This is a genomic window from Simiduia curdlanivorans (assembly GCF_030409605.1).
Classification (GTDB): domain Bacteria; phylum Pseudomonadota; class Gammaproteobacteria; order Pseudomonadales; family Cellvibrionaceae; genus Simiduia; species Simiduia curdlanivorans.
Genome location: NZ_JAUFQG010000004.1, coordinates 2,919,185 through 2,930,020 on the forward strand (window position 1 = coordinate 2,919,185; position 10,836 = coordinate 2,930,020).

General features: G+C 51.9%; 8 protein-coding genes. 2 read left to right on the forward strand and 6 right to left on the reverse strand.

The genetic code is table 11. The features are described from left to right. Nucleotides 1-33: 33 nt before the first annotated feature. From QWY82_RS12905 to QWY82_RS12915, 3 genes are all read right to left on the reverse strand, one after another. Complete coding sequence (locus QWY82_RS12905; RefSeq protein ID WP_290263538.1) at nucleotides 34-1,200, reverse strand: cation:proton antiporter; 1,167 nt, start codon at nucleotides 1,198-1,200, stop codon at nucleotides 34-36. A 117-nt stretch (nucleotides 1,201-1,317) separates the two neighbouring features. Continuing rightward, nucleotides 1,318-1,806 (reverse strand): DUF934 domain-containing protein, encoded by a 489-nt coding sequence (locus QWY82_RS12910; RefSeq protein ID WP_290262985.1) that lies wholly within the window; start codon nucleotides 1,804-1,806, stop codon nucleotides 1,318-1,320. Beyond that, on the reverse strand, nucleotides 1,790-3,454 hold the full coding sequence (locus QWY82_RS12915; protein ID WP_290262987.1) for a nitrite/sulfite reductase: 1,665 nt from the start codon (nucleotides 3,452-3,454) through the stop codon (nucleotides 1,790-1,792). Before QWY82_RS12915 ends, QWY82_RS12910 begins: the two co-directional genes overlap by 17 nt. Nucleotides 3,455-4,256: 802 nt before the next feature. Between QWY82_RS12915 and QWY82_RS12920 the strand changes: the two genes are divergently transcribed. Next, on the forward strand, nucleotides 4,257-4,724 hold the full coding sequence (locus tag QWY82_RS12920; RefSeq protein ID WP_290262989.1) for a MarR family winged helix-turn-helix transcriptional regulator: 468 nt from the start codon (nucleotides 4,257-4,259) through the stop codon (nucleotides 4,722-4,724). Between the two features lie 70 nt (nucleotides 4,725-4,794). Here the strand turns inward: QWY82_RS12920 and QWY82_RS12925 are convergent, their stop codons facing one another. Then, nucleotides 4,795-5,010 (reverse strand): DUF2970 domain-containing protein, encoded by a 216-nt coding sequence (locus tag QWY82_RS12925; protein ID WP_290262990.1) that lies wholly within the window; start codon nucleotides 5,008-5,010, stop codon nucleotides 4,795-4,797. 118 nt (nucleotides 5,011-5,128) lie between these two features. Further along, on the reverse strand, nucleotides 5,129-8,827 hold the full coding sequence (metH, locus tag QWY82_RS12930) for a methionine synthase (RefSeq protein ID WP_290262992.1): 3,699 nt from the start codon (nucleotides 8,825-8,827) through the stop codon (nucleotides 5,129-5,131). 212 nt (nucleotides 8,828-9,039) lie between these two features. Between metH and nfuA the strand changes: the two genes are divergently transcribed. Next, nucleotides 9,040-9,627, forward strand: a complete 588-nt coding sequence (gene nfuA / locus QWY82_RS12935) for a Fe-S biogenesis protein NfuA (protein ID WP_290262994.1) — start codon at nucleotides 9,040-9,042, stop codon at nucleotides 9,625-9,627. Between the two features lie 66 nt (nucleotides 9,628-9,693). Here nfuA and QWY82_RS12940 read toward each other — a convergent pair whose 3' ends face one another. Continuing rightward, nucleotides 9,694-10,761, reverse strand: coding sequence for a 3-deoxy-7-phosphoheptulonate synthase (locus QWY82_RS12940; RefSeq protein ID WP_290262995.1), 1,068 nt, complete (start codon nucleotides 10,759-10,761; stop codon nucleotides 9,694-9,696). Nucleotides 10,762-10,836: the final 75 nt, after the last annotated feature.

The following is a 10,836-nucleotide window of genomic DNA, read 5'->3' on the forward strand; positions in this document are numbered from 1 at the left end:
AATCAGGCGCCACTTCCTTATTATCCCCTTTGTTCAGTCTCGTCGCAGTTTATCTGAAACTGCGATGGGATTTGGATAATTAAATATCACTATATAACTCGACACCAAAAAGGTAATGATGGCCGTGGCCTGAATCAGGGTCGATGCTTTCTCGCCAATCAGCGATGCATTAAATGCAACAAAGGCAATGAGTAAGCTAAATTCACTGATTTGCCCCAAGCGAAAGCCGATATCCCACGCCAGTCTGTTTTGCTCGCTGTGGTGTCGCAATAAGATGCGATAACTCACCGGCTTCAATATCAAAACCATGGCTGCCATTGCGATGGCGCTTACCGCCACCGACGGTAGCAGGTCTAGATTGAAGCGCGCACCGATAGAGAAAAAGAAAATAATCAAAAAGAAGTCGCGCAGCGGCTTTAGGCTGATCGCAATATATTGTGAGATTGGGCTGGTAGCCAAGGTGATGCCGGCAATAAATGCACCTATTTCCGCCGATAGACCAAGGCTTTCAGAAAGTTCTGCTAGGCCCATGCACCAGCCTATGGCGACGAGAAAGATATATTCGTGAAAGCGGTCAAATGACTGCATGAGTTTCAGTAGGCCCCATTTAACAAAGGCCCAGGCTGCAAAGGCGACAAGGGGAAGAGCGAGAAAGGTTTTACCCATGGTGGCTAAATCGACTTTGCCTAAATCGCCACTCAATAAGATCATTAAGCAAATGATGGCGAGGAAATCTTGCAGCAATAATAGCCCCACCATTAAATCGCCGGTGTGTTTATGGTGTAGTACGGTAGTGGGTAATAATTTAATGCCGATGATTGTGCTAGAAAACATCATGGCCATGCCGATAATAAGATTTTCGATATGGCTGAAGCCGAACAGCCAGCCGATGGCGTAGCCTGCACAGGCAAAGACGGCGGAGCTAATTAAACCAATGTGCGTGGCTTGTTTCAGCACCGAGAAGAGCGCCTTGGGTTGCATATCGAGGCCGAGCAGGAATAACAGAAAAACAATGCCTACTCTTGAAATTTCGCTGATCAGTTCAATGTTGGTGATAAATTCCAAGCCAAAGGGGCCCATAATCATGCCGAGGGCAATATAGGCAACTAACAGCGGTTGGCGTGTATAGAGAGCGATAGTGGCCACCACCGCTGCGCCGGTAAAAATGAGAAAAAAGGACTGGAATACACTGGGTTCCATCATAATCAGAAGTCTCCTTAGCTTTCAGTGTAATCAAGAAATCTGCTGCTGAATAATAAAGGTGTGCGAAGCATGCAAAAAAATACCCGCATAAGCGGGTATTGTCGGGCTGTGAGCTTAAGCTCTGCGCCGGAATAGCGGCTTGGGCTGGACCACCGCTGCTTGGTAGTGTTCGCTGAAATCTTGCAGCGATTGTATCGCGGCTTCTAAATTGGTGCCTGGCCTCAGGTCCATCGCGTTAAATCCGCAGCGCATGAGAAAATGCATTTGATCTTGAATCACATTGCCAAAGGCGCGAATTTCACCTTTAAATTTCATTCTCTCTCTAAGCAGTCTTCCGATGGAGAAGCCGCGGCCGTCCATGAATGTTGGGAAGTGGATAGCGATCAGCGCAAGGCTGTTCAAATCATCGGCCAGCGCTTCAGCCGTTTGCTCGCTATCGATCCAGACTGCATCCACACCTAGTGCTTTACAGGCATCGCGGTTGGCGAGCCAGAGTTCGAGCGGAACAATATGGGTTGGCTGTATATCGCTAAAAGCCGCATCCTTTGCTATTAGTACGCGCTGGCATTCAATAATAGCGCTATCTTTAACTAGCTTTGGCATAAACGCGCTCCTTAAACGGGGTTACACCAATACGGCGGTAGGTGTCTAAAAATAATTCTTCAGCGGTTCTGTGTTCGACAAACACATCTAAAATTTTCTGAATCACGTCTGGCATGTCAGCACGGCTGAACGACGGGCCTAGCACAGTGCCGAGGGTGGCGTCATTGCTGGCGGAGCCGCCGAGTTGTACTTGATAAAACTCTTCGCCTTTTTTATCCACGCCTAAGACACCGATATGGCCAACATGGTGGTGGCCGCAAGCGTTCATGCAGCCAGAAATATTCAGCGTCAGGTCGCCCAGATCATAGAGGTAGTCCATGTCGTCAAAGCGGCGCTGTATGGCTTCGGCCACTGGGATTGATTTGGCATTTGCCAGCGAGCAAAAGTCGCCGCCGGGGCAGCAAATCATGTCGGTGAGTGTGCCGATATTGGGCGTTGCAAAGCCGTTGGCTTTGGCTTGCTGCCACACGTCAAACAACTGCGCTTGGGGCACATCGGCGAGCACGACATTTTGCTCGTGGGTGGCGCGCACTTCGCCAAAGCTGTATTGGTCGGCTAAATCTGCAATGGCTTCAAGCTGCTTGTCTGTAACGTCGCCAGGCGCAACACCGGTGGGCTTGAGAGACAAGACCACGGCTGCGTAGCCGGGTTGCTTGTGCGGCTTTACGTTGCGCTCTAGCCATTTGCCAAAGGCTTTGTGTTCCGCTTTCTGGGCGTCTAGTGTTGCGGTTACGGCCGTCTGATCAAAACTTTGATAAGCGGGCAGGGTAAAAAAGCTTTTGGCGCGATCAATTTCGGCCTGCGTTAGGGTGGATTCACTATCGCGAATCTGTGCCCACTCGGTTTCAACTTTTTCGGCAAAGGTTTCAGGGCCCAAGGCTTTCACAAGAATCTTGATGCGCGCCTTGTATTTGTTGTCGCGCCGGCCAATTAGGTTGTAGATGCGCAAAATGGCGTCGAGATAAGACAGAAGATGCTCTTGCGGCAGAAAATCGCGAATAGTGCTGCCGATCACCGGGGTTCTGCCTAAGCCGCCGCCCACGAAGACGCGAAAGCCGACCTCGCCCTGATCGTTGAGGACCAGCTGTAAGCCAATGTCGTGTACGAGGATGGCGGCCCGATCCTGCGCAGAGCCGCACACCGCAATTTTGAACTTGCGCGGTAGGAAGGCGAACTCGGGGTGAAAGGTGGACCACTGGCGGATAATTTCGCAATAGGGCCGAGGGTCGAGAATTTCATCCGGCGCCACACCGGCGAACTGATCTGAGGTGGTGTTGCGAATGCAGTTGCCGCTGGTTTGAATGGCGTGCATCTGTACATCGGCCAGCTCTTCGAGAATGTCGGGTACGTCTTCGAGCTGGGGCCAGTTTAATTGGATGTTTTGACGGGTGGTGAAATGCGCATAGCCCTTGTCGTACTCGCGGGTAATGTGGGCGAGCTTACGCAATTGTTGGCTGTTCAGTAACCCGTAGGGCACGGCAATACGCAACATGGGCGCAACGCGCTGGATATAGAGCCCGTTCTGCAGGCGCAAGGGCAAAAATTCTTCGTTAGTTAGGTCGCCGGCCAAGTAGCGCTCGGTCTGTCGGCGATACTGTGCGACGCGCTCGCGCACGATATGGTGATCGTAGGAGTCGTAAACGTACATGAAAGTCTAATACCTTGCTGTGCGCTGTTATAGCGCAGGGTTATTTATCGTTTACCTTGATTTGGCACAAATAAAGGCAGCGCAGAATACCGTAAATTACCCATCTAATCGAGTTAAGCCCTTGAGTTTAAAGGCCTTGGAGTAAATTTGGCGAGTGACGCGGCGGCGAGATTACCAATCTCTGGAGCAGCTTGGTACTAATTGTTTGCGCTATCGTAATATAATTTTGGAATAAGAGGGCGCTTAGCGCTTGATTCTTTGCTTTATAGTGTGGTTAAAATCAGGGCTCGGCGCACAAGCGTCAGTTTCTCCCCAACAAAAATAACAGAGGAGTGGTATCCATGCACGATGATATCCAAATGCAAGAACAAGGTGACAGCATGGCTGACGCCGTAGCCGCCATGGCGTTAATCGCTATATTTGTAGCAACCTGCGTGTTTTGGGTTAGCGGTCAATAGCACTTAATGCCAGGGTGATTTAGCGGCGGTTTATCAGCTATCACTCGCTACTCTCCGATTTTGCGTTTTGCATCAGTGCCGGCCAATCGTTGAGTATGAAAGCATCGTGAAAACCAGAGTTAGCGCTCTGGTTTTTGTGTTTTAGGGATAGCTTTCGGGACGGAAGGTTCGAGTGGCAGCAGTTTCTTGAGCAACAGGATCTGGGGTTATAGCTTTCAAGCTCATAGGCGAGTTGTTATTTCTTTTTCCCAATAGTTGCTTGCAGCCGCTTCCCATCAGTTAGAATTGGCGCCGCGATACGCACATTAGATCAAACGACTCAGGTAAATGAAAAGGCGCAGGCTATGGCAGATAAGGAATTTCATGTTCACAACAGCTTCGCCTTTTGGATTAGTCGCTTGGCTCAGCGGATGCAGGAGCAGTTTAATAGATCATTAAAAGAACACGGGCTTACATGGCAGCAGTGGGCGTTGTTGAACGTCATGTTCCATGGCTTAGCCAAAACACCGGCGCAGGTTGCCGACCACTTAGGGGCCGATCGCTCCACAGTCACTCGGATGTTAGATCGTCTAGAAAAGCAAAGTCTGGTGCTGCGTGAGCACGATGGTTTGGATCGTCGCGTAGTGAAGATTTTCTTAACCAAAGACGCTGAGAGCCTAGTAAAAATCTTGAATAAAATTGCCGAAAAACATCAGGCAGAGTTTCTTTCTGAGCTGCCTTCTACTGAATACCGTGGCTTGCGCGGCAGTCTCGTGAAAATGCTTCGCGCCGGAGGATTAGATGTGAGCTCCCTTTGGCGCCAGGTGTCTTAGCTTATTTTGTTGATTTGCCAACTATTGAATTTGTTATAGTGTTGCCTGATCTCCTAAGCTGTCATCGCTTTTATAGGCCATTGGCTTGCAATACGGATTGCACCACAAGGGTAACCGTGACGATGAAAATCACAGTGAACAAAATACCCGCCACTATGTAGTGATAGATGTTCCCGCCTTTAAAATCTCGCTCTTGATTGCGCTTACTTTGTACGCCAAATGCCGCGGCCATGGTGCTTAACACGATGTTAAAAAAGTTGGGCTTGTCGGTCTTTTCTTCGGTCATTGCGATAATCGCTTTTGAGTTGTTTGAGCCAGATTAACAGCTGCCAAAAAAAACGCCAAGCTGCTCAGTCAAACCGCTTGGCGTTTTATTTTCACTCTTGTCCGAACTCGCCTTTGGCTTAATTGGGCTCGTAATCGAGCACCGGTTGGAGCCAGCGCTCGGCCGTTTGCAAGGTCATCATCTTGCGCTCAGCCAGGCTCTCCACCTGATCTTTGCCTATCTTGCCAGTATTGAAATAGCGCGCTTTCGGGTGCGAAAAGTACCAGCCGGATACAGCCGCCGCCGGGAACATGGCGAAGTGTTCGGTCAATTCGACGCCGGTTGCGTTGGTGGCATCCAATACATTAAACAGCGTTGCCTTCTCGGTGTGATCAGGGCAGGCCGGGTAGCCTGGCGCTGGGCGTATACCTTGGTAGGACTCTTTGATTAAGTCTTCATTGCTGAAGTTCTCATTCGGCGCGTAGCCCCAGAACTCGGTGCGCACGCGTCGGTGCATGTGCTCGGCGAAGGCTTCAGCCAAGCGATCCGCCAGCGCTTTAACCATAATGGCGTTGTAATCGTCCTGTTTCGCTTGGTAGTCCTTGGCTAGTTCCTCGGCACCAATACCGGCAGTAACCACAAATCCACCGACAAAATCTTGGTGGCCTACGGGTGCGACAAAGTCTGCCAAGGACATGTTCGGGTGAATGTCGCCGGGCTTCTTGTTTTGCTGGCGTATGTGGTGCTGCGTCGCCAAAACGTTAGTCCGACTAGCATCGGCGTAGAGCGCTACGTCGTCGCCGTTTACTCTGTTTGCCGGCCAGAAGCCAACCACGGCGCGAGCCTGCAGCAGTTTTTCATCGACAATTTTTTTCAGCATGGCTTGGGCATCGGCAAACAGATTGCGCGCCGCCTCGCCAACCACCTCATCTTCGAGAATACGCGGGTATTTACCGGCTAAATCCCAGCTGATGAAGAAGGGCGTCCAGTCGATGGTTTCTATCAGCTCTGTTAACGGGTAATCGTCGAACACCTTGGTGCCGGTAAAGGCGGGCGCGGGTGGGGTATAGTTATCCCAGTCGTATTGGGGGCCTGCCTTGATCGCTTCTTGGTAGCCAAGTACGGTGCCGCGGGCTTTGCGGCCGGCGTTGCGCTCGCGTACTTTGACGTACTCGTCTCTGGTTTTTTCCACCAGCTGCGGCTTAAGCTCGGCTGAAAGTAGTTGGGTTGCCACCCCCACTGCGCGCGAGGCATCGGCCACATACACCACTTGATCCTGTTTAAATTGCGGCTCAATTTTTACCGCGGTATGGGCTTTCGAAGTGGTGGCACCACCGATAAGCAGAGGTAGTTTAATCTTTTGACGCTCCATCTCCCGCGCCACTGTCACCATTTCATCGAGCGATGGGGTGATCAGGCCAGACAGGCCAATAATGTCGCAGTTCTGCTCGATGGCGTTTTGTAGGATTTTTTCACAGGGCACCATAACGCCCAAGTCGACCACTTCGAAGTTATTGCACTGTAAAACCACGCCGACGATGTTCTTGCCAATATCGTGCACATCGCCCTTGACCGTTGCCATAAGGATTTTGCCGTTGGATTTGGCGCCCTCGCACTTTTCTGCCTCAATGAAAGGGTTCAAGTAGGCAACGGCCTGCTTCATGACGCGGGCGGATTTCACCACTTGCGGCAGGAACATTTTGCCGGCGCCGAATAGATCGCCCACCACGTTCATGCCATCCATGAGCGGGCCCTCGATCACATCGATGGGTTTGTTAGCCTCTTGGCGCGCGGCTTCAGTATCTTCTTCAATAAAAGTTGAAATGCCTTTCACCAAGGCGTGTTCCATGCGTTTGGACACGGGCCAGCTGCGCCACTCGAGGTCTTCCTTTTTCGGGCCATCACCAGTGCCGTCGCCTTTGTATTTATCGGCGATGGAGAGCATGGTTTCTGTGGCTTCAGCGTTGCGGTTGAGGATAACGTCTTCAACCTTATCGCGTAGCTCGGCGGGAAGGTCGTCGTACACGGCCAATTGGATGGCATTGACGATGCCCATGTTCATACCGGCCTTAATGGCGTGGTACAGGAAAACGGAGTGAATGGCTTCGCGTACGGGGTTGTTGCCGCGAAAAGAGAAAGACACGTTAGACACGCCGCCCGACACACCTGCATGCGGCAGGTTGGCACGAATCCAGCGACTTGCCTCGATAAAGTCCACAGCGTAGTTATTGTGTTCTTCAATGCCTGTGGCCACGGCAAAAATATTGGGGTCGAAGATGATGTCTTCCGGCGGGAAGCCAACTTTGTTTACCAGCACCTCGTAGGAGCGCTTACAGATTTCAATCTTGCGCGCTTGGGTATCGGCTTGGCCGTCTTCATCAAAGGCCATGACCACCACGGCAGCACCGTAGAGGCGGCATAGGTTGGCGCGATGGATGAACTCTGTTTCGCCTTCTTTAAGGCTGATGGAATTTACCAGCGGCTTGCCCTGTACACATTTAAGGCCGGCTTCGATGATTTCCCATTTAGAGGAATCCACCATAATCGGCACCCGGGCAATATCTGGCTCGCCGGCGATCAGGTTTAAGAAGCGCACCATGGCGGCTTGGGCATCGAGCATGCCTTCGTCCATGTTGATATCGATAACTTGAGCGCCGTTTTCCACTTGTTCGAGGGCAACTTCCAAGGCCTCGGCGTAGTTTTCGTTGATAATCAAACGCTTGAACTTGGCCGAGCCCGTGACGTTACAGCGCTCGCCCACGTTAACGAAGAGCGAATCTTTGGTGATGTTGAAGGGCTCTAAACCCGAGAGCCGGCAGGCTGGCTCTATCTCGGGAATCTGGCGCGGCGGATGTTTAGCCATGGCATTGGCAATGGCGCGGATATGGCCAGGGGTGGTGCCACAGCAGCCGCCAATGATGTTGACGAAGCCGCTTTCGGCGAATTCTTCAACCACCGCCACCATCTCGTCTGGGGTTTCATCGTATTCGCCAAACTCATTCGGCAAGCCGGCATTTGGGTGGGCGGAGACATAACAGTTGGCGATGCGCGACAGTTCTTTAACATAGGGGCGCAGCTCCTTCGCACCCAAGGCGCAGTTCAAGCCAATCGATAAGGGCTTGGCGTGGGCGAGAGAGTTATAGAAGGCTTCCGTGGTCTGGCCTGAAAGGGTGCGGCCAGAGGCATCGGTGATGGTGCCCGAGATCATGATGGGCAGCTCGATGGCCTCGCGATCGAAGTAGGTTTTTACCGCAAATACCGCTGCCTTGGCGTTTAAGGTATCGAAGATGGTTTCGATCAAGATGATATCGGCGCCACCTTTAACCAAGCCGTCTGTGGCTTCTAGGTAGTTAGTCACTAGCTCGTCGAAGGTGATGTTGCGCGCGCCTGGGTCGTTGACGTCGGGCGAGATAGAGCAGGTGCGCGAGGTTGGGCCTAGCACGCCGGCGACAAAGCGCGGTTTGTGCGGCGTGCGGGCGGTAAACTCATCGGCCACCTTGCGCGCCAGCGCCGCCGAGGCGTGGTTCAGCTCCCAAGCCAGCGACTGCATGTCGTAGTCGGCTTGAGACACTTGGGTGGCATTAAAGGTGTTGGTTTCGACGATATCGGCGCCAGCCTCAAAGTAGGCGGCGTGAATATCGGCGATGATATGCGGTTGGGTCAGCGTCAAAAGGTCGTTGTTGCCGCCAATATCCTGATGGTAGTCGGCAAAGCGCTCGCCCCGGTAATCGGCTTCTTGCAGTTTGTGGGTTTGGATCAAGGTGCCCATGCCACCATCCAGAATCAGGATACGTTGGGCGATGGCTTGTTTCAGTAGGGCGCTGCGAGATAAAGACATGGGCTATCCGATAAGGCTATTGATGCAATCTATATCAAAACATTTTGATGTAGGTTGGCGATTCTATCAGAAATCCGCAAAAGTGGGGCGTTAAAGGGTGATTAATCCTGTTTCACGAAGAATTTCAAATGTTTGTTTTGCTTTGCGGCGCGATTGATTAGAATACCCGAGTGTTTCAATCAGGTAATTACCAGCGAAGGCATTACAAACCGATGGTTAACGTTACGATTACAGAGTCCGCTCAAAAGTATTTGCAAGAATTGCTCGAAAAGCAAAATACCCCCGGTATTGCAATTCGCATGTTTGTCTCCAGCCCCGGCACGCCGCAGGCAGAGACCTGTATCGCCTATTCGCGCCCGGGCGACGATCGCGATGCCGATGTCGAGGTCAATTACGAAGGTTTTAACGCCTATTTCGAAGAGAAGTCGCTGCCCTATTTGGATGAGGCGAAGGTGGATTACGCCGCCGATAAGATGGGCGGCCAGCTCACCATTCGCGCGCCTAACTCAAAAATGCCTAAAATTAACGATGACAGCCCGATCGAAGACAAGATCAATTACGTGTTATTTAACGAGGTGAATCCCGGTTTGGCTTCACACGGTGGTGTGGTGAGCTTGTCGCACATTACCGAAGATATGTACGCCGTATTGAAGTTCGGTGGTGGTTGTCAGGGCTGTAGTGCAGTAGACGTAACCCTGAAAGAGGGTGTTGAGAAAACGCTAATAGAGCGCGTGCCGGCGTTAAAAGGCGTGCGCGATATGACCGATCACAGCGATAAGAGCAACGCTTATTACGACTAAGCCTTGTCAGCTGCAAATAAAAAGGCGAGCTAGATGCTCGCTTTTTTTGTATTCGCTGAAACGAACTCAGCGCTTGGGCAATACGTCTTTTAGCTTGGCGTGCATGGAGCGCAGGCAAGCTTCGGTAGATTCCCAGTCGATACAGGCATCGGTAATCGATACTCCGTATTTCAGGTCGGCTTTATCGGCAGTCATCTTTTGATTGCCGGCGCCAATGTTACTTTCCACCATTACGCCAATGATCGACTTATTGCCTTCGACGATTTGGTTGGCGATGTTATCCAATACCAATATTTGCAGTTCGTGTTTCTTGTTGGAGTTAGCGTGGCTGCAGTCGACCATGATATTGGCCGGTATTTTCGCGGCGCTGAGCTCTTTCTCGCACATGGCGACGCTGACCGAGTCGTAGTTGGGCTTGTCGTTGCCGCCGCGCAATACCACGTGGCCGTAGGGGTTGCCCGCGGTGTGGATGATCGATACTTGACCCTGCTCGTTGATACCTAGAAAGCGGTGCGGGTTGGCAACCGACTGCAGGGCGTTGATGGCGACGGTTAAGGAGCCATCGGTGCCATTCTTAAAGCCGACAGAGGAAGACAGGCCACTGGCCATTTCCCGGTGTGTTTGCGATTCCGTGGTGCGCGCGCCGATGGCTGACCAAGCGATCAAATCCTGCAGGTACTGGGGTGAAATGGGGTCTAGCGCTTCGGTGGCGGTGGGCAACCCGAGTTCGGCGATATCGAGCAGCAACTGCCGGCCAATGTGTAAACCCTCCTGAATCTTAAAGGAGTCATTCAGGTAGGGGTCGTTGATTAAACCTTTCCAGCCCACGGTGGTGCGGGGCTTTTCGAAATAGACACGCATGACGATATAGAGGGTATCCGACACTTCCTCGGCTAACACTTTCAAGCGCCGGGCATAGTCCTTGGCGGCTTCGACGTCGTGAATAGAGCAGGGGCCAATAACCACAAACACGCGGTGATCTTTACGATCGAGAATATTGCGGATGGTTTGGCGGCCCTCGGTGACAGACTTTAACGCAGCGTCGGTCAGCGGTAGCTCGGTTTTCAGGGCATCGGGGGAAATTAATATCTCTTGCGATACGACGTTTAAATCATCTACTGCGCGGTTTGTCATGGAACAACAGTCTCTACTTCGATTGTTTAGCGGTGCGCCATTCTACTGGGTTTTGGGGCTGCCTTGGCAAGGTTT

What these genes read in the sequence shown, in the direction of transcription:
- QWY82_RS12905 (WP_290263538.1), bottom strand. Translation starts at nt 1,200, where the DNA reads ATGGAACCCAGTGTATTCCAGTCCTTTTTTCTCATTTTTACCGGCGCA.
- QWY82_RS12910 (WP_290262985.1), bottom strand. Translation starts at nt 1,806, where the DNA reads ATGCCAAAGCTAGTTAAAGATAGCGCTATTATTGAATGCCAGCGCGTA.
- QWY82_RS12915 (WP_290262987.1), bottom strand. Translation starts at nt 3,454, where the DNA reads ATGTACGTTTACGACTCCTACGATCACCATATCGTGCGCGAGCGCGTC.
- QWY82_RS12920 (WP_290262989.1), top strand. Translation starts at nt 4,257, where the DNA reads ATGGCAGATAAGGAATTTCATGTTCACAACAGCTTCGCCTTTTGGATT.
- QWY82_RS12925 (WP_290262990.1), bottom strand. Translation starts at nt 5,010, where the DNA reads ATGACCGAAGAAAAGACCGACAAGCCCAACTTTTTTAACATCGTGTTA.
- metH (WP_290262992.1), bottom strand. Translation starts at nt 8,827, where the DNA reads ATGTCTTTATCTCGCAGCGCCCTACTGAAACAAGCCATCGCCCAACGT.
- nfuA (WP_290262994.1), top strand. Translation starts at nt 9,040, where the DNA reads ATGGTTAACGTTACGATTACAGAGTCCGCTCAAAAGTATTTGCAAGAA.
- QWY82_RS12940 (WP_290262995.1), bottom strand. Translation starts at nt 10,761, where the DNA reads ATGACAAACCGCGCAGTAGATGATTTAAACGTCGTATCGCAAGAGATA.